The following is an 18,823-nucleotide window of genomic DNA, read 5'->3' as shown; positions in this document are numbered from 1 at the left end:
AAACTCCATTTACAATAAAGGCTCATTTCAGTTAATGGTGTACATAAGGCGTCACGGACTTTTCATTTGACGACACATCTTTTTAAAATTTCGTAAATTAATTAAAATAGTTTTTGTAATTACAAGTGAGCCAAAAGAATAGTTTTAAAATTAAGTAGACATCACGATTAGGCTCTTAAATAAAAGCTTTTGTAATGTAGATATTTTAGTTATAACTAGATATGAGCTGTAAGGAATATGGCTGATTAAGAACAGGAGATAATAAAATGGTGCCTCTTGCGCATACCGCCTCTTTAAAAAATTATTTGGCAGTTGCTCAGCAATTAGATCTAAATCCCTACCATTTATTATCACGTGTTGGGCTTAGCCAAACTCAATTGAATGATCTTAAACAACGTATTCCTGTAGATAAAGCCATTACCTTGCTTGAAGACTCAGCCCAAATGAGTAATTGTGATGTATTCGGTTTATATATGGCAGAGCAACGTGAAATCGCGGATTTTGGTGAACTGAGCTTATTATTAAGTTACCAATATACTTTGAGAGAAGCGCTACAAACGATTGTTCGTTATAGAAATTTACTCAATAACTCACTTGAAATATATATCGAAGAAATTGACGATACGGTTGTTATTCGAGAGGAAGTAGTGACAACAACTTGCGGGTATAGTCGCCAAGCGACGGAACTTGCTTTAGGAATCACTCATCGTTTTTGTGCAGCACTCATGATGCAAAAATGGCGGCCATTAAGTGTACACTTCACCCATAACCCGCCTAGTGATTTAACTTTGCATCGGCGGATTTTTGGCTGTGCGCTCGAGTTTGGTAGTGACTTTAATGGCATTGTTTGTACGGCGGCCGAACTTGATACAACAAACCCTCAAGCAAATCTGGCTATGGCCAACCATGCACAGCGTTATTTAGATATTTTGCAGAATAGCAATGAATCGACCATGATTTTTGATATTCGTAAAAGTATTTATCTTCTTTTGCCAATGGGTCGCGCTACGATTGATCAAGTCGCTCAAACACATGGTATTCATGTTCGGACCTTACAGCGTCGTTTAGAAGAAGCTCAAACGAGTTTTAGTGATTTAATGAATGAGGTACGCAAAGATCTCGTATTTCGTTATTTAAAAAATCTAAATTATTCACTCGCTCAAGTGTCTGATATTTTAGGTTACTCAATGCCGAGTTCTTTTACACGTTGGTTCATTAGCCAATTTGGTATATCACCAAATATGTGGCGTAGTCACAATAAAGCTCTGCTCAGTTAATTTCTCTTTATTTGACGCCAAATGAAGTCATTTAAAATATAAGGAAGCTGGAGAACTACTCCATAGCTTCCTTAAAAATCTAATTTTTAAAATTAAAACCACAAGCGCATAAGCCCAAGAACCAATACCACTAAAAAGATGCTTTCGCCGATCATTAAAAGAATCGGTTTAATGCCGACAGATGCTAATTCTTTTAACTGAGTTTTCATTCCTAAAGCACTAATTGCAATGACTAAAAACCAGCGTGATAAATCATTAATTCCATTTTGAACCATCGTTGGTACCCATCCTGTACTGTTAATACAAGCCAGTATTAAAAAGCCAACAGCAAACCAAGGCAGTAATGGTGGCCGCTCTCCAGTTGAATCTGCTCCTTGCATACGGGTAATCATAGCCGCACAAACAATGACTGGAAGCAGCATCGCCACACGCATGAGTTTAACAACAGTCGCCGTATCACCTGTTTGAGTAGACATGCTATAGCCAGCGCCGACCACTTGTGCCACATCGTGAATCGTAGCACCAAGAAACACACCAGCCGCTTGTGGCGATAACTCTAGCCACTTCGCAATCATCGGATAGACAATCATTGCAAATGTTGAAAGTGCCGACACGCCAATCACGGTAAATAAAGTCGCTTTTTCTTTTTGCGGATGATTTGGAAAAGCAGCAGATAATGCCAATGCAGCTGAAGCACCACAGATTGCCGTTGATCCACCAGTGAGCATGCCGAATAGTTTTTGGAAGCCTAAGATTCTAGCGGCAATAACAGAAACGGCGATTGTGACAATAACCAGAGTGACGACTAACGCAACAGGCTGCCAACCTAGTGCGGTAATTTGCCCCAAAGTGATACGCATTCCGAGTAAGGCAATACCCATCCGCAGGACACTACGTGCGGTAAATTCGATACCTATCTTACATTTACTTTCAGCTGCTAAAAAATTCACGCTCATGCCGAGCAATAGTGCAAATAGCATGACTGGTGCACCATAGTGCTCTGATAAAAAACAGGCAGCCGCAGCAACGACCGAACTGACCACAAAGCCTGGTGCTAATTCTCTTGTACGCTGGGAAAAATTTTTCAAAACTAAACTACTCATGATTTTCCCCACAGCCCATCACAATAAATACTTTGTCCTCGATCACTTCTACTGGATAGATTGCAACTTTGAGATGAGCAGAATTAACTAAACAGCCATTTGTTAAATCAAAACGTAGACCATGGGCACAACACTGAATCACTCGTCCTTCTAGACGTCCACTAAATAACGATGCCCCCTGATGAGGACAACTGTCATCGATTGCATACAACTGAGTCGCAACGTTAAATAGTGCGAGATTTTTATCTCCAATTTTTAAAAAAGCTCGCTCACCTGAATTCGGTATTTTCTCAAAAGGCACTTCAAATCGATTGCTCATATCAACGCTCCTTGTGCCACCATTGCCTCTTGCATCGCTTGATAAAGTACATCTGCTGATTGCGCGCCCACTAAGGCTGAAGCCCGATCAAAAATAAAATAAGGCACGCCATTACCTCCTGTACTTGCAGAGATAAAATCTTGATGATCTTGAATAAGTAAATCTTTGGTAAGCTCAGGTGAGAAGCCACAACGTTTCACAATTTTGTATAAAGTAGTGGTATTTCCGATGTCAAACCCATCATAAAAATATGCAGCAAAGAGTTGTTCTAACAACGCATTGCACTGCTCAGGAGTTCCTATCTTTAAAGCTTTATCAAATAAGCGATGAGCTTTGGCCGTATTTGGCATGCGTTTAATTTGCTCAAAATCGATCTTGAGCCCAACTTTATGTGCAGCTTTATTGACCTGTTCTTGTCTCATACGAACTGCTGTTAAGCTACCTAACCGTTTCAAATAAAACGTTTGAAACGGTACACCTTCAACTGCTAAGTCCGGTATGAGCTGAACACCTCGCCAGTGCACGACAACTTTGACTTTGGGATGAAGCTGATAAAATCTATTTATAGCGATCAGTAACTGACGTTTTCCGATCAAACACCAAGGACAAATAAAGTCAAAAAATACATCAATATGTAATTGCCGAATCATCATTTGTTATTCATCCCGCATTTTTGTATTTGGTTACCTGAATGATTTTTAATCTCAGTTATTCCTTGCTGCTCAAAACGCGCGATATCTTTGTGATAATGACGTTTGGCATAAAAAAATACGGCTGCGGCTGCAATACTGACCAATGGCATGAGTTGAAATGCGTTATGTAATCCAATCACATCAGATACTTTGCCAACGATTAAAGGACCAAGCGCTAAACCAAGAAAATTGTTAGCTAAGGTAAGTGTTGCAAATGCAGAGCCATGAACTGAGTTATGTGTGAGATTGGCCACCATGGCACTAGATGGCCCATTAGTTCCAAGGGCAATAAACATTCCGAGACAAATGAGAAGTAACTGGTTACGTCCCGCAGGCACAGCAAAAGCAATGAATAAAAGAACACAACCGAGCAAGCAGTATGTAATCGCTAAACTGACCTTACGATCTGGACAGTTACGGCCCAAATAATCACACAACATGCCGCATAGAATTGTGCCTACTGCACTACATAGCAAAATGACCGCTGCCATTACGCCTGCCTTGTCGGTACTCATGCCGTAATAGCGATTGAGATAACTCGGCATCCAGACAATCACTGTGCCACCAACAAATAATTGCAGACCACTACCAATGTAAGTGGCAATGACTGAACGACTTGAATATAAAGTTTTTAAAGGGCTTTTAATGTGGTGAGTTTTACTACGAATTTTATTTTGAGGTGCTGCATTTATTCTGTGTTCTTTCACTAAAATTGGATATAGAAAAGCCAAAATAAGACCAAATAAAGCAATGCCTCCAAATGCCCAACGCCAACCGAAGTGCTGTGCGAGTACACCACCTAAAGCCACACCCAAAAACGAGCCAAATACGCCGCCCGCCATAAAAGCACTGGCAAGTGTTGCACGCATTTCTCGGGGAAAAACAGCAACAACCACCGCGATTCCCACGCTGCCATAAGCAGCTTCACCCACACCAACCATAAAACGAGCAATAAACATTTGCTCGTAGTTTTCAGCCAGTGCACATCCTAGAGTCGCCAAACTCCATAAAGCCGCCATAATAGCCAAGCTTTTAACTCGTCCAAAACGGTCTGCCATTAAAGACAACGGCAGAGTCAATAAACCCACCATTAACGCGACAATGCCACTGAGCAAACCTAACTGACTATCGCTGAGCAACCACTCATTTTTAAGTAAAGGAAAGACTGCGTTTAAGACTTGCCGGGACATGTAATCTGAAATGAGTAAACCAAATGTCAAAGCAAAAACAAGCCATGCATAACGACGAGGTATACTGATTGACGTATCAACATCGCTCATCTGATCTGAATACTGATGTGCATTCATACGACCTCCTTGTATTTTTTATAATTTCTATTTAGCTAGTGCAGCAACGCACTTTTAAAAACAAAGCGAATCAGCTGCACTACATTTGAGGTCTAAATTCCGTTAGACCTTGTCACATTAGTTACGCTGCGGCACACCCTTTTGCCCTGCTTTACGATTAGGTGCCATACCATTTGCGATTAGGGTTTCTTCAACACTGTTGTATTGAACCCCAATACGATAAATTTCACGGGCTTCTTTTCCTGAGGCAATTTCACGACCTAATTCATGGGCAATCCGAACGGTTTGCTTAATTTGCTCTACAGATGAAAAACGGCGTCCGTGATGATCAATGATCGTATCTTCGTTACCTACACGGGCATGTAAACCCATTGCCATCGACATGGTGTTAAAAGGCAATACATTTTTGAGTAGAGATTCTGATGTCAAAGTACATCCATCAGGTACGCGATGAATAAAATTAAAGAAGTTAAATGGGTTTGGACCATCAAAACCTCCACCGATTCCAATCCAAGTTAAGTTTAACGGCCCCATGTACAACCCTTTACGCACCATACGCTCTAGCGTCTCAAGTCCATGCATACCGGTTAACTGAAAGTGCGGTTGAATATTGTTTTTACATAAACGCTTAATATGTTCGGTAACCCATGCAGGCCCTGCTGGCACAGTCATCTCTGCATATGCTGCTTGAGTCGCTGGATGTGCCAATGAAGTCCCTTCTAAATATTCAGGATAGAGCAATTCCATAATATTCATTTGAGTGGTGTTAATTGCCACCGTAACCTGATCGGGCTTTGGTGTAAGTTCAGCCAACATATGTCGGGTGTCATCACTTAGCCATAGAGCAGCCTCACCTTCACTTTCTGGTGCAAATGAAATTGAACCACCTACCTGAATAATCATGTCAGGCACAGCCTCACGAACACCTGCGATAAGCTCATTAAATTTTGACAAGCGTTTAGAGCCTTTGCCATCAAGCTCACGGACATGTAAATGCAGCACCGTCGCGCCCGCTTCATAGCACTCAACCGCTTTTTGTATTTGCTCATCCATGGTCACTGGAATATCTTCGGGAAAGTCTTCCGGCATCCATTCGGGGCCATACGGCGCAACCGTGATTACCACTTTTTCCATATTTTCCGGGTGCAATGAGTCGTCAAAGAATTGCATGTGCATCTCCTTATGTATTTTTAGAATTTTCAAATAGATAAAATTATTTAGCCAATAACCTTAATAAGTTGCGTCACCAATAATGCCGGCCCGCTCCATTTTTCGGTGGCAAGGTGGGTAATCCATGACTGCATAATGTTGTGTGCTGCGGTTATCCCAGATGGCAATGCTGTTAGGCTTCCAACGCCAACGCACTTGAAACTCTGGAATATAGGCTTGAGAAATTAAGTAACGTAGTAGTTCAGCTGCGCCCGGATTGGCATCTTGTCCAAATCTGACGCGCTCTTTGGTGTGATAGTTACTAAAGTGGGTTGTGAACGCGTTGACGTATAAAATTTTCTCGCCCGTCTCAGGATGAGTACGTACTACTGGGTGCTCAGCATCAGGAAACTTTGTTTTTAAGTCCAAGCGTTTTTCAGGTGGCATTGCCGCCCCAAAACTTGCTTCTATGCTGTGATAAGCACGTAAATCCGCAATCTTATCCTTAATATCATTAGGTAAAGACTCATAGGCCATAACCATATTGGTCCACATGGTATCGCCACCTACTGGTGGGCATTCAACGCAGTGCAGCACGCATCCCATCGGTGGAACCTTGCGCCAGCTTGCATCGCTGTGCCAAGCATTTTCATAACGATCAACAGGGCTTTCGGGATGTTTATAAATCTGTACCAAACCCGGATGATCAGGATGGCTAACTACCGCAGGGTGATCTTCGAGCTGTCCAAATTTTTCTGCAAATGCAACATGATCCTGACGGGTTAAGTGCTGATCTCGTAAAAACAACACACGATGTTTAAGTAGTTGAGTGCGAATTTCAGCAAATAATCCATCATCATAAATCGCATCTGCAAGTTTGACGCCACTGAGCTCTGCACCAATATTGCAAGTTAACTGTTCAATTTGCATAAGAAATCCCTTCAAATTACAAAGATTGATGAACCTATTGTTTTACGTGCTTCCAAATCACGATGAGCTTGCACGGCATCCTTTAGCTCATAGCGCTGATTAATTTCAATTTTGATTCGTCCATGTCGAACATGATCAAATAATTCATTTGCCAGTTCTTTCTTCTCGGCAGGATCTGCAATGTAATCTGCCAAAGCTGGACGTGTGACAAACAATGAACCTTTCACGGCGAGTAATACCGGATCAAAAGCAGGGATTGGACCAGACGCTGTTCCTACGCAGACTAATAAACCACGGCGTTTGAGAGAGTCTAATGAACTCATAAAAGTCGCTTGACCGACACTATCGAAAACGACATTTACACCAACGCCGCCTGTTAACTCACGTACACGCTCAGCAACATTTTCATGACTGTAGTTAATGACATAATCACAACCATGAGCTCGTGCTACGACAGCTTTTTCTTCTGAAGATGTGGTCCCAATAACAGTCAAGCCAAGTAATTTGGCCCATTGAGAAACAATCAGCCCAACACCACCTGCGGCTGCATGTAGTAAAATTGAATCGCCCGCTTTAAAGTCATAAATACGGCGCATCAGATAAGCAGCGGTCAGCCCACGCATGGTCATGGCTGCCGCTGTTTCACAAGAAATTTCTTCGGGTAATTTAATTAAAGCATTTTCTGGAATTAGACGGTGGGTGCTATATGCACCTAACGTATTTAAAAAACCTGTATATGTAACTCGATCACCTACTTTAAGATGGGTCACTCCTTCGCCTAAAGCTTCAACGACACCTGAAGCTTCGACGCCCATACCATTAGGCATTGGAATTTGATAGGTTCCATTACGAAAATATGTATCGGCATAATTTAAACCGACTGCCACATGACGTAGGCGTACTTCTCCAGCTTTGGGATCTCCTACTTCTACATCTTCATAGCGCATTACTTCTGGCGTTCCTGTTCCATAGAAACGTATAGCTTTCGTCAACGTCATGTCCTATTCCATATTTTGGTTTTTTATTGAGTGCCTATAAAAGCAATAACCAAAATTACAACAGTTAGGATATGGGCCACTTTACATTTGACGACACAAGCTTAACGTTTAATGACAAAGGGCTAAATAGTATTCCCAGCAATTGCAGCAGACTTATGTAGATTGTCGCTAACAGAATTTTTATTTTCATTTAAGCTAAAACTGACCGCCTCTTTTGCATGAATGGCGGTCGTATCAAATAAAGGAACCGAGAATTTAAGCTCACCAATCAACATACAAATTTCAGTACAACCCAAGATAACACCTTGGGCACCTTCAGCTATGAGTCTCTCTACAATAGCGATGTACTTTTGCTGAGAAACTGGGTTGATCACACCTAAACAAAGTTCTTCATAAATGATGCTATGAACTATCTTTCGGTCGGCTTCATTTGGAATAACGACATCAATTCCATAATCTTGCAATCGAGCTTTATAAAAATCTTGCTCCATTGTAAAAGCTGTCCCCAACAGAGCAACTTTACCAATGTTTTGACTCAAAATTTCTTTTGCAGTTGCATCAGCGATGTGTAAGAACGGAATCGAAATTGAATCTTCAATCTGTGCAGCAACTTTATGCATGGTGTTAGTACACACCAAAATACAATCTGCTCCTGCCTTTTCTAAATTTTGTGCTTGCTCAGCTAAATATGCGCCAGCTTCTTGCCATAAACCCTGCGCTTGCAAGGCTGCTATTTCTTCAAAATCGACACTATTAATAATGATCTTAGCAGAGTGTAATTTTCCTAATTTATGATGAACCATTTTATTGATTTGCTGATAATAAAGCGCTGTAGATTCCCAACTCATTCCGCCTAGTAAGCCGATTGTTTTCATTATTGAATCCTTCTATTTATGCAAAACTTATCTATATCTCTTATGGGTAAAGCGCAGCTAGAATAAAATTGCTTTCTTAAATTTTTTCTTGCTTATCTTATTTATTAATCTTAAACGCTGTGAAGTCGATAGAAATTTTTAAGTTGATTAGACCTAGTTTATTAAATTTCCAAAACAGAAAACGCTCTCCATTAAACCCAAATCATAAAACATAAGAATTCACGCAAAATTCACGACCAGCTCTTTAATTTAATCTTATAAAGTTGGCTTGGATATCGACATGAAAATTATAACTACAGCCCTTGGGCTGATTACTTTGGTAGGTTTAACAGCGTGTAAAAGTGTGCCTAGTTACTCAGGTGACTATGGCAAAGCTGAACAAAAAATTACGGGAATAGAATTAAATGACCAACAGGCACTAGATATCGGTAATCGTTTTGTTGCCGCATTTAATACGCTTGGCACCCCTTCTTTTGTGAATAACGCGAGTCATCTTTACGCTGATCAACTTTATATCAACGATACACTCTCGCAGTTCTCTCAAAAGCAAGATCTCATTAAGCATTTTGAAGGCATGAATGCCCGAGTGAGTAATGTCACTGTAAAACTCATTAGTGCAACTCATCACCAAGATACAGCCTACATTCATTGGTACATGACCTATGACTTTAAAATGTTAGGTCGCTCAAAAACCATGGCTTCTTATGGAATTAGTCAAATTAAGATTAATGAGCAACAAAAAATTATTTTCCAGCAAGATTATTGGGATCCAGCGAATGGCCTTTACCGTTCTTTACCAATATTTGGAGGAGTATATAAATGGGTATTACCGTTCAAAAAAGTCGAGTCTTGATATTTCTAGGAATCTTAATCGCATCTCAGGCGAATGCGGCTGAACTAAAAAAATGCAGTTCAGCACCTTTAATGGTGACGAGTAAGAATGTAGGAAATGTCAGTTACTTTGCTGAAGACTGCTTAAAAAATTGGCAAAGCCAAAGCATCAAACTGGACTTTAGCTATAACCACGATATTCCCGATTGGGCATTTAAACGCGCAGCAGCCCACTTTTTGAAGAAAAATGTTAGCGGCTTTGATGCAAAATCTCCGCTTAATCATATTAATGAACTATATAGGCCAATTAAAAGTGGAGATCTCTATAGCCTCTATTACCAACATGAAAATCAAAAATTAGAACTAAAATTAAACCAAAAGCTACTCGGCTCTTTAAACAATCCGAATGCAAATCAATATTTTAAAATCTGGTTTGGTAGCAAACCATTTAATGCTAAATTAAAACAACAACTATTAAATTAATGGCTTAATAAAATCTCATGGGTAATCACTTTATCCTCATGGTTGAGGACCATTTTGAACTCGCAGCAACGGTCTGCGAATTTCTTGAAGTGCATGGTTATGTAATCGATCATGCGCGCAATTTAGATGCTGCACGGAATTTTCTCAAATCGCAGCATTATCATCTTTTGCTGCTCGACATAAATCTGCCCGATGGCTCAGGTTATGATCTATGCAACTGGCTACGCACCGAACAAGGTGTTGATATTCCAGTTCTTATGCTAACAGCAAGAGATACTTTAGATGACAAACTTAAAGGCTTTACTGCTGGCACAGATGATTATTTGGTAAAACCTTTTGATTTTAATGAATTAGTGATGCGAATCCGTGCATTAATAAAAAGAGCAGCTGGTGAAGTTACTCATCATAAAATTCAGATTCACGACTTAATTCTTGATAGTGCAACTCAAACCGTGGTTCGTGCCGGAAATAATATCGAGTTACCCCCTATTCAATTTAAACTATTAAAAATTTTGATGCGCCAGTCTCCAAAAGTGGTGACCAAACAAGAACTGATGATGGAGCTATGGGGCGACGAAGAACCTGAAAGTGATGCGTTACGCAGTCACATCTACAACTTACGAAAAATGGTTGATAAACCTTTTGACCCTAAATTATTACACACAGTAGCAGGTGTCGGTTTAAAAATTGCTTTAGAAAGTTCTGCGAGTTAACTCAAATAGACCACAACAATTAAGCCCGTGGTCGGTTCCAAATCGAGTTCGGGATGGGTGGTTAAATAATATTGTCGATCAAACAACTCGACTCGCCATCCTAATTGTTTGCAAAGCTTTTGTACCAATTGCAAACCAATTCCATGACCCTTAGCCTTTAAAGACAGTTGTGAATCGCTGAGCTCTTGCACCTTGACATCGTTAGGTAAAGAAATTCCAATTCCATTATCGGCAATAATTAGGCTGTTTTTTTGTTGAATAATGTTGATTTGTGAACCTTGCGAATAGTTCAGTGCATTACGTAAAATATTGCTTAACACCATTTGTGTCATAGAGGGATATAACCAACGCGGCTGTTCAGAAAGATCGGGTTGAATGTGGATATGTATGCCCTTACTCTCACTGACCCCTTCTAAACTTTCGACTAAATCCCTCACAATTCTAGATAAAAAATTCTTTTCAGACGGTAAGCTTTTTACTGTATTACGTGCGATTGCCAGTAAGGTGTCGACTAATAACTGCATATCTTCAATTGTATTATGAAGACGAACTAAGGCTTTATCATCACCATATTTCGCCTGACAAAGTTGTACGTTTCCCTTTAAAATCGTAAGCGGAGTGCGCAGTTCATGACTCACATCTCCAGTAAACTCTCGCTCACGTCGGATAAACTCACTTAACACTTGATGATATTTTTCCAAGGCTTGTTTGAGATATTCTGCTTCCATATTGCCATTAGTATTTATATCTTTAAAAGGTGATGCTTGCGTGTCTTGATGCGCCCAATCAATATTTTCTAATGCATTTGCTAAACGTGTAATAGGTGAAAAATAGCGCCTAGCTCTTCGGTTTGACCACCATAAAAAACTATATAGAACAGATAAACTGAACATAAGTGGAGCAAGTCCAAATAACCAGATCAGCTTATTGACATTACTTTCGCCAAATACCAAAAGTACATGTTGACCTTTACGTTCACCATATACAGTCATACGTTCTTTACCATCAACAAATATTCGGTGAACCCCACTTTCTAACCGCATATCTTTAAAGGGTTGTGGTGCGACCTGTGTATTCCACCGATATCCATATAAATTTTTGGTATCTGGTAAATCTGCATTTGGATTACGTTCGATGCGTAACCAGTAATGTTCCATTTCCTGCTCTAAAGCAGTTTTAAGTAAAGAGCCTTTAATCACCCAAGCACTACAAGCCAACCCGACCACGATCGATAATGCAATCAGACCAATCTGCAACCAATAATATCGATTGAATATTTGGGCTAATGGATGACTAGCTTTGCCATCGTTTCGAGTTCTTATCATATCTTTATCGCCGGGATAGGCTGTAGAAATTACAATGCTCTCTTTTTAAATGAAAAGTGACCAATGACCCATTCTTGTCCTTGCTCAAAACCGAATAGCTCAGCACAAGCCATGAAGAAAATACGCCAGCGTTGCCACCAGATATTGGCATCTTTTCCATAGATTTTTTTAAACAGTGGTTTCAGTTCGACTTCTTGGTTATCCATATTATCAAGCCAAGCATTTGCCGTTCTCATATAGTGCTCACCCGACCACTGCCACTGTTGAGCCAACTCTAAATGCTCTTGAAAATGCAAAAAAGTTGAAGTCGACGGCATTAAACCGCCAGTAAAGAAATACTTCGACATCCAATCATAGTCTGATTTCACTTCAAAAGGATAATGTAAAAAGCGATGACAAAAAATATGGCACCAGAGTAAGCCATCTGCTTTCAACCAACCCTGAATTTTTTCAAAAAGACGTTGATAGTTACGAACATGTTCAAACATTTCAACCGATACGACTCGGTCAAACTGACCTTTTTCAAGTTCAAGTACATTTACATCACAGGTAAGTACTTCAATATTGTTTAAACCTCTTAACTTTGCTTGCCCAAGAATATGCTTCTTCTGTGTAGCAGAGTTAGAAACTGCCGTAATCTGTGAACGTGGATAGTTTTCTGCCATCCACAAAGTTAAAGAACCCCAGCCACAGCCTAGCTCTAAAATGTGTTGACCATTTTTAAGTTGTGCTCTTTCACAATAAAGCTGAAGTGCGAGTTCCTCTGCCTGATCTAAAGTTGTTGTTTTAGTCGGGAAATAACATGCACTGTATTTGAGTCTTTTTCCAAGCACCGCCTGAAAAAACTCAGTGGGTAATTCATAGTGCTGCTCGTTTGCTTTATCTGTTTCAACGGCGATTTCACTCCGTTTTAACATATTAAGTACATCCATATAGCGCTGTGCCCCTTGTTCAGGGTCATAACGGCCTTCTTGAATTAAGCGTTTTTTGCTTAAAGCACGAATTGCAGCTCGAATGGCATGATCTGGAATCACACCACTTTCAACAATTTTCAAAGACTGATGAACAATAAAATCCATATGCGCACCTATTTTTTGGGTTTTCGCGGAATAAACATTGATGTTTTTTGTTGATAATCAAGATAATTTTGACCGCGACTTTTAATTGCTTGTTTTTCACTAAATGGAATACCCGTGACGTAATATAAAAACAGCCACATCAGTAACGGATAAATCCACAATAAATATTGGCCTGCCGCTAAACCAATGATTGGATAGGCAAACCAATGTAACCATTCAAAAAAATAATTTGGGTGACGTGAGTAACGCCATAAACCCTGATCCATCGTTTTGCCATGATGTTCTGGATTTAATTTAAATCGATATAACTGCTGATCAGCGAGCTGCTCTCCAATGAAAGCAATCGCCATAATTACAGCTGCAATCACTAAAGTGACTTTATATCCACTACTCCATTCAGTTGCTTCTACATTGAGGAGTGTCCACATTGGTAAAAAGAATAAACACACTAAAAGTGTTTGAAAGATAAAAAATAAAAAGAAGCCAACATGCTGAAACTTACCCATCGCTTTACGCATGTTTGCGTAACGACCATCTTCTTTTTGTTCAGATTGATAACGTCTTAACAGATGCCAAAATAATCTTAGAAACCATAAGCCGCTAAAAATACCAATAAACAGACGTACTTCAACAGGAGCAACTGAAATGAGTAAAGAAGACACAATAATGTTTAATGCCAGACAGAAACTCCATGCGGCATCTACAATTCCAGCTCGGCCATTTGCGGTAGCAAGTAACCAACTTATCAACATGATAAATAAGTCTAGAATCAGTAAATTCAAAAACATCAGCAGTCTCCTTACTTGAGCTGTTTGAGTTAGTAACTGCTACTTTCAAACAACAAGTGAACATTGCTTATCACGCCTTCTTTAAAACCACCCTCGCAATAACATAAATAGAAATCCCACATGCGAATGAAGTTTTCATCGAAACCCAGAGCCAATACTTCTTCTCGTGCGGTTAAAAACCGTGCTCGCCAGTGATGAATTGTTTGTGCATAACTTAAACCGATATCATTTAAATGCTTTAGCCTTAAACCACTTTCAGAGGCGGTTTGAGTTAATACACTCACGCTAGGAATAAAGCTACCAGGAAAAATATAGCGCTTAATATAATCAACTGTATTTAATGCTTTTTTATATCGAAAATCTTCAATGGTAATGGCTTGAATAAAGGCTAGACCTTTCGGTTTTAACAGTGTTTTACATTGATCAAAATATGTCGGCAAATATTGCGCTCCAACAGCCTCAACCATTTCAATTGAAACAAGCTTGTCGAACTTTCCTTCAAGTAAGCGGTAGTCTTTGAGTTGCACATCAATTCGATGTGCCAAACCCGCTTCATTTACACGGATAACGGCTTCATCATATTGAGCTTGTGAAATGGTAATGGTGGTCACTCTACAGCCGTAATGCTCAGCCGCGTAAATTGCAAAACCGCCCCAACCGCTTCCAATTTCAACCAAATGATCCATTGGTTTTAAATCTAACTTTTTGCAGATGATCTCTTTTTTTAGCTCTGATGCTTCTTCGAGTGTCATATTTTCATTTTCAAAAACTGCACTCGAGTACATTAAAGATGGATCTAAAAATAATTTAAAAAAGTCGTTGCTTAAGTCGTAGTGCTCAGCAATATTTTTACGGCTGCCACTTATAGAATTCTTTCGATTTTGATACCAAGCCTTAAGAAAAAACTGGCTCGCTTGAGCAATAACATTTTGATTAAGTTGGTCTAGTACATCTCGATTACGTGCCAAGATCTGAATCAACTCTACAAGTTGCTCGCTGCTCCAGTCACCACGGATATAGCCTTCCGCAGCCCCTAAAACACCATTTTTCAAAATGAGATCCATAAGCAAAGGATTGTGAACTTCAATTACAGCATGCAAGTCTGATACTTCACCAACCGTACCATTCCATGCACCCTGAAAAGTGATCTGTCCATGGCGTAGTTTGAGAAGACTTTTGAGTAGCACTGGTAGTGAGTCATCCTCACCATACAGAAATGTTTTTATCATGTCTTATCTACCTTGATCTTTTTAGGATGACGATAAAATGGAACTTTTTTTCGCCACAACTTAAATGCCTCTAAATATATTGAAAACAACATTTTAAAAGGGGCTAAGCTGTTCATAAGAGCATATCGATACTGCTGTGAAGGAAATGTGATGGGCACAAGTTCAAACCGCATAGTGGCATCAAACAGTGGTTTTTGTTCTTCAAAGAGCTGCATGTGAATGACATTTTGCTGATCTGAAAAACTAAACCGCCAGCGATAAGTCAACTGCATAGGCATAAACGGCGAGACATGAAATGATTTTTCAAAATGAAAATCGAAACTCTCATAATCCCCTACATGGCTGTGTTGTTTTACACAGTCGTGTATATAAACTTTACGTTCATTCCAAGGGGTATTGGTTATTTCACTGACAATAAATACGGGTTTTCCAGTTTTATTTAAAACAAAATAAAATACGGCTGAATTAAACCTAAAACCTAAACAACGAGGCAAAGCCAACACTCGGATTTGCCAGTCTGGCCGAAGATGTAAGTGATTATTTTGCAGTATCGCTTTCTCTACTCTGTCTCTTATAGAACCGTGATACATGTTTAAAAAATCATTTTTAGATAGCTTTAATACATTCCAGTGATCGGTCGACCAAAGTGAACAATCTTTTGAAATCTCATTTAATTGATCTGGATCAAACCATAAATAATTTAGGGTCGATGTAAATTGATGCTGTTTAGGGCTATAACGTCTGTGACGAATAAGTGCAGGAGCGATAGCAAGTTTATTTAATAACATTTGAGAAGCTCCTTACTTATTGTTATAACGCTAAAAGTTGTTCTACAACACGTGCTGCGCTACGAGCGCCATCTTCGTGAAAGCCCCACCCCCAATACGCTCCACAAAACGAAGTACGATTTTGTCCATTAATTTCTTGCCAGCGAGATTGAGCTTGAATTGCTTTTGCATCAAATACCGGATGACGATATTGACGTTCAACCAAGATGTCTTCGGCTTTAATTTTCATATTGGGATTTAAAGTAGAAAAAATCTGAGTAGCGCAGGATAAATTCTGCAAATTATTCATCCAGTAGGTAAAACCATAATGTATGTCGGACTCATTGTTTTGAACTTGCGATGTTGGCGTTACATGTACATGCCAACTTGCCCATTGCAAACGGCTTTTAGGCATAATGGAAAGATCACGGTGAACCACCATGTGATTATCTTGATAGCTGAACTGGCTTAATATTTCTCGTTCAAGAGATGAAGCATCTTTAATTAAACTTAGGCTATCGTCAGCATGGCTTGCGAAAATTACCCAGTCATATTCTGCTTGCCCTTCAGTCGTTTCGATAAACACAGTTTCTGGTGAACGGCTCACAGCTTTTACTTCTGCAAACTTCCACTCAATTGACGGGCAATTCTTTTGAATAGCACGAATGTAACTTGCTGAGCCGTGTTTAACCGTTTGCCATTGCGGCCGCTCTTTTAGCTGTAACATGCGGTGATGTTGAAAAAAGCTCACTACAAATCGATATGGAATTTGGCCTATCTGCTCAACCGGAGCTGACCATAATGCGCCACACATTGGGTAAAGATGTTCATAACGGAACTCATGACTATATTTGTGAAGGTCTAAATATTCTTCAATAGATAAATTAGGATCAATATCTGCCACGTCAATATTTTTATTATCATCATAAAAACGTAGTAAATCTGAGAGCATTTGCAGAAACTTTCGGTTTAGAAAGTTTTGCGGACGAGCAAAGAGCGACCATTTTTTTGAAGGATTATATTGAAGTCCACTAACTAGATTATTGACCGAAAAACTCATATCACTAGTTTGAGTTTCCACACCTAATTTTTTAAGCATGTCGGTAAATAACGGATAGTTGTAGTCATTAAACACAATAAAACCGCTATCTACCGCGACTTTAGCGCCTTCTACCTCTAGCTCGTGAGTGTCAGTATGACCGCCAAAATAGTTATTTTTTTCATATACGGTGACTTGATGTTGCTTAGACAATCTCCAAGCTGCGTAAAGTCCAGATATACCTGAACCAATAATGGCAATTTTCATAACACTTCACCGTTTTCAATTTTCTCTATCGATAAGTCTTTAATCTTTTTATATTGATAAACCTTGCCTGGTACGGGCTTTAGCCCCCACACCAAACCAAATAAAGACATCAGTTTGAGCACATAAAAGGTGATATCAATCTGCCACCAATAAAAACCTTGACGCACACTGCCAGCGTAAAAGTGGTGGTTGTTGTGCCATCCCTCACCCAAGGTAATTAAAGAAAGTAGAAAATTATTACGGCTATCATCTGGAGTATTAAACTCACGTGAGCCATATCGATGAGCGAGTGAATTAATGCACAAGGTTGCGTGCGTTAACAAAAGTGTGGAAATCACAAAGCCCCACACTAAAAGCTGTAAGCCATTGGTACCCAACTCAGGAAAATGTTGTGCAAGCCATGAACCGAAACCATAAATTGCTAAAGCCGTCAAAATCACAATAGGCAAACTAAATCGGTCGAGCCAAATCAGCTCAGGATATTTCAACCAGTCTTTAATGACTTTTTTTCGAGTGGCAAAATTTTGCTCATTTAAAAACCAGCCTACATGGGAATACCAAAAACCTGCTTTCGCTGAATGCGGGTCCTGATCGGTGTCGGTAAAGTGATGGTGATAACGGTGATGTGCTGCCCACCATAATGGTCCGCGCTGTGCACTCATGGTTCCAATGAGTACAAATATGAATTGAACAATACGCGAGGTCTGAAAAGTTTTATGAGAAAGATATCGATGGAAAAAAGCAGTAATCGCAAACATACGTATAAAATAAAAAACCAGCATGAAGACAACTGCAAACCAAGATACACCCACCCAAAACGCAGCTAAACAAGCGATATGCAATAAAATAAAGGGAATAATTCTTAACCATTGAATTTTCTTTTCAATGATATATTCACTAGAGGTACCCGCTTGCGCATTTTCTGAATCTGACCAGCTATCGATCCAGCGCAGAAAAAATTTAGACATTGATTCTTCCTGATCTAAAGCATTTCTTTTGGTTCTAATGTAGAAAATGCGCAATGAATTTTATGTGAAGTTCACTCGGTTACGAGATAAATATAAGCATCTACGCAACCAGCACTTCGCTATTTAGACTGGGTTGTCTTAACGAGTTTAGAAACGTCGTAGCCATAGCTTTTTGCAGTTTGCAGATAAGACTGATATGTCGCCTCATCAATTTGAGGACTACGAGAAAGAATCCACAAATATTTATGGCTTGGGCCACCCACTAAAGCGACCTGATAATTTGGATCAACTCTTAAAACCCAGTAATCGCCTTTTGTAAAAGGAATCCATCTTAAACCAGAGGGTAAAAAGCTCACTTTCAATTTACTGTTGCCTTCATTTTGCGAATAAGCAACACCTTCAGATGAAATCATTTCGCCTTTTTTAGTCGTACAACTATTTAAAACACCAACGGTTTTGTCCGCGTTAATAGAATAGTTTGCAGTTGTATTGGCTACGCAATTACGCTGAAAAAACATGGGTAAATGCGCAATCTCATACCACTTACCCGCGTATTTATTAATATCGATAGATTCAACAGCGACAGGTTTCGCATTTGTGTCGGCATAAGTGCTCAAAGGAAGCATTAAGCTCACCGCTGCAAGGTTGCTGCTGATGACAAGTGACTTAAATAATAATTTCATG

General features: G+C 39.6%; 20 protein-coding genes. 4 read left to right on the top strand and 16 right to left on the bottom strand.

Annotated elements, in window-relative coordinates; translation table 11 throughout:
- Positions 1-266: 266 nt before the first annotated feature.
- Positions 267-1,277, top strand: a complete 1,011-nt coding sequence (locus ACS604_RS05515; RefSeq protein WP_004791396.1) for an AraC family transcriptional regulator — start codon at positions 267-269, stop codon at positions 1,275-1,277.
- Between the two features lie 92 nt (positions 1,278-1,369).
- On the opposite strand, the gene ACS604_RS05510 is transcribed toward ACS604_RS05515, so the two are convergent.
- From ACS604_RS05510 to ACS604_RS05475, 8 genes are all read right to left on the bottom strand, one after another.
- A complete protein-coding gene (locus ACS604_RS05510) occupies positions 1,370-2,380 on the bottom strand; it encodes a YeiH family protein (RefSeq protein ID WP_474770620.1) in 1,011 nt (336 codons plus the stop codon).
- Positions 2,373-2,681: a Rieske (2Fe-2S) protein gene (locus ACS604_RS05505; protein WP_312821672.1), complete on the bottom strand. Its 309-nt coding sequence runs from the start codon at positions 2,679-2,681 to the stop codon at positions 2,373-2,375. The genes ACS604_RS05510 and ACS604_RS05505 overlap by 8 nt, the downstream gene beginning before the upstream one ends.
- Before the next feature lie 14 nt (positions 2,682-2,695).
- Positions 2,696-3,352, bottom strand: a complete 657-nt coding sequence (locus ACS604_RS05500; RefSeq protein WP_312821649.1) for a DsbA family protein — start codon at positions 3,350-3,352, stop codon at positions 2,696-2,698.
- Positions 3,349-4,698, bottom strand: coding sequence for an MFS transporter (locus ACS604_RS05495; protein WP_474770618.1), 1,350 nt, complete (start codon positions 4,696-4,698; stop codon positions 3,349-3,351). Before ACS604_RS05495 ends, ACS604_RS05500 begins: the two co-directional genes overlap by 4 nt.
- Positions 4,699-4,815: 117 nt before the next feature.
- The gene (locus ACS604_RS05490) at positions 4,816-5,868 is read right to left on the bottom strand and encodes a beta-keto acid cleavage family enzyme (protein WP_474770616.1); all 1,053 of its coding nucleotides are present in this window, start codon (positions 5,866-5,868) and stop codon (positions 4,816-4,818) included.
- 60 nt (positions 5,869-5,928) lie between these two features.
- A complete protein-coding gene (locus tag ACS604_RS05485) occupies positions 5,929-6,777 on the bottom strand; it encodes a TauD/TfdA dioxygenase family protein (RefSeq protein WP_312821652.1) in 849 nt (282 codons plus the stop codon).
- An 11-nt stretch (positions 6,778-6,788) separates the two neighbouring features.
- On the bottom strand, positions 6,789-7,775 hold the full coding sequence (locus ACS604_RS05480) for a quinone oxidoreductase family protein (protein WP_474770614.1): 987 nt from the start codon (positions 7,773-7,775) through the stop codon (positions 6,789-6,791).
- A gap of 122 nt (positions 7,776-7,897) precedes the next feature.
- Positions 7,898-8,650, bottom strand: a complete 753-nt coding sequence (locus ACS604_RS05475; RefSeq protein WP_474770613.1) for an aspartate/glutamate racemase family protein — start codon at positions 8,648-8,650, stop codon at positions 7,898-7,900.
- A gap of 280 nt (positions 8,651-8,930) precedes the next feature.
- Here ACS604_RS05475 and ACS604_RS05470 point away from each other — a divergent pair, with 280 nt between their 5' ends.
- From ACS604_RS05470 to ACS604_RS05460, 3 genes are read left to right on the top strand one after another with little or no spacing between them, the layout of a single operon-like run.
- Entirely contained in the window at positions 8,931-9,503 is a 573-nt protein-coding gene (locus tag ACS604_RS05470) for a nuclear transport factor 2 family protein (protein WP_004791377.1), read from the top strand.
- The gene (locus ACS604_RS05465) at positions 9,470-9,964 is read left to right on the top strand and encodes a chalcone isomerase family protein (protein WP_474770611.1); all 495 of its coding nucleotides are present in this window, start codon (positions 9,470-9,472) and stop codon (positions 9,962-9,964) included. Before ACS604_RS05470 ends, ACS604_RS05465 begins: the two co-directional genes overlap by 34 nt.
- Positions 9,965-9,981: 17 nt before the next feature.
- Complete coding sequence (locus ACS604_RS05460; RefSeq protein WP_474770609.1) at positions 9,982-10,677, top strand: response regulator transcription factor; 696 nt, start codon at positions 9,982-9,984, stop codon at positions 10,675-10,677.
- Here ACS604_RS05460 and ACS604_RS05455 read toward each other — a convergent pair.
- The 8 genes from ACS604_RS05455 to ACS604_RS05420 all read right to left on the bottom strand — a co-directional run bounded on the left by ACS604_RS05455 (position 10,674) and on the right by ACS604_RS05420 (position 18,822).
- Positions 10,674-12,002, bottom strand: a complete 1,329-nt coding sequence (locus tag ACS604_RS05455; protein ID WP_474770607.1) for a sensor histidine kinase — start codon at positions 12,000-12,002, stop codon at positions 10,674-10,676. The two genes, ACS604_RS05460 and ACS604_RS05455, sit on opposite strands and share 4 nt — an antisense overlap.
- Positions 12,003-12,031: 29 nt before the next feature.
- Complete coding sequence (locus tag ACS604_RS05450; RefSeq protein ID WP_474770606.1) at positions 12,032-13,081, bottom strand: SAM-dependent methyltransferase; 1,050 nt, start codon at positions 13,079-13,081, stop codon at positions 12,032-12,034.
- 8 nt (positions 13,082-13,089) lie between these two features.
- Positions 13,090-13,869 (bottom strand): DUF1295 domain-containing protein, encoded by a 780-nt coding sequence (locus tag ACS604_RS05445; protein ID WP_004791367.1) that lies wholly within the window; start codon positions 13,867-13,869, stop codon positions 13,090-13,092.
- Positions 13,870-13,898: 29 nt separating this feature from the next.
- Entirely contained in the window at positions 13,899-15,098 is a 1,200-nt protein-coding gene (locus tag ACS604_RS05440) for an SAM-dependent methyltransferase (protein ID WP_004791366.1), read from the bottom strand.
- Positions 15,095-15,886 (bottom strand): DUF1365 domain-containing protein, encoded by a 792-nt coding sequence (locus ACS604_RS05435; RefSeq protein ID WP_474770604.1) that lies wholly within the window; start codon positions 15,884-15,886, stop codon positions 15,095-15,097. The genes ACS604_RS05440 and ACS604_RS05435 overlap by 4 nt, the downstream gene beginning before the upstream one ends.
- 22 nt (positions 15,887-15,908) lie before the next feature.
- Positions 15,909-17,171 (bottom strand): NAD(P)/FAD-dependent oxidoreductase, encoded by a 1,263-nt coding sequence (locus ACS604_RS05430; RefSeq protein WP_474770602.1) that lies wholly within the window; start codon positions 17,169-17,171, stop codon positions 15,909-15,911.
- Positions 17,168-18,139: an acyl-CoA desaturase gene (locus ACS604_RS05425; protein WP_474770600.1), complete on the bottom strand. Its 972-nt coding sequence runs from the start codon at positions 18,137-18,139 to the stop codon at positions 17,168-17,170. Before ACS604_RS05425 ends, ACS604_RS05430 begins: the two co-directional genes overlap by 4 nt.
- 119 nt (positions 18,140-18,258) lie before the next feature.
- A complete protein-coding gene (locus ACS604_RS05420; RefSeq protein WP_474770599.1) occupies positions 18,259-18,822 on the bottom strand; it encodes a lipocalin family protein in 564 nt (187 codons plus the stop codon).
- Between the last annotated feature and the right edge of the window lies 1 nt (position 18,823).

It is taken from the genome of Acinetobacter sp. Li1LvA2 (assembly GCF_056156705.1).
This window is presented reverse-complemented; position numbering and strand designations above follow the sequence as displayed.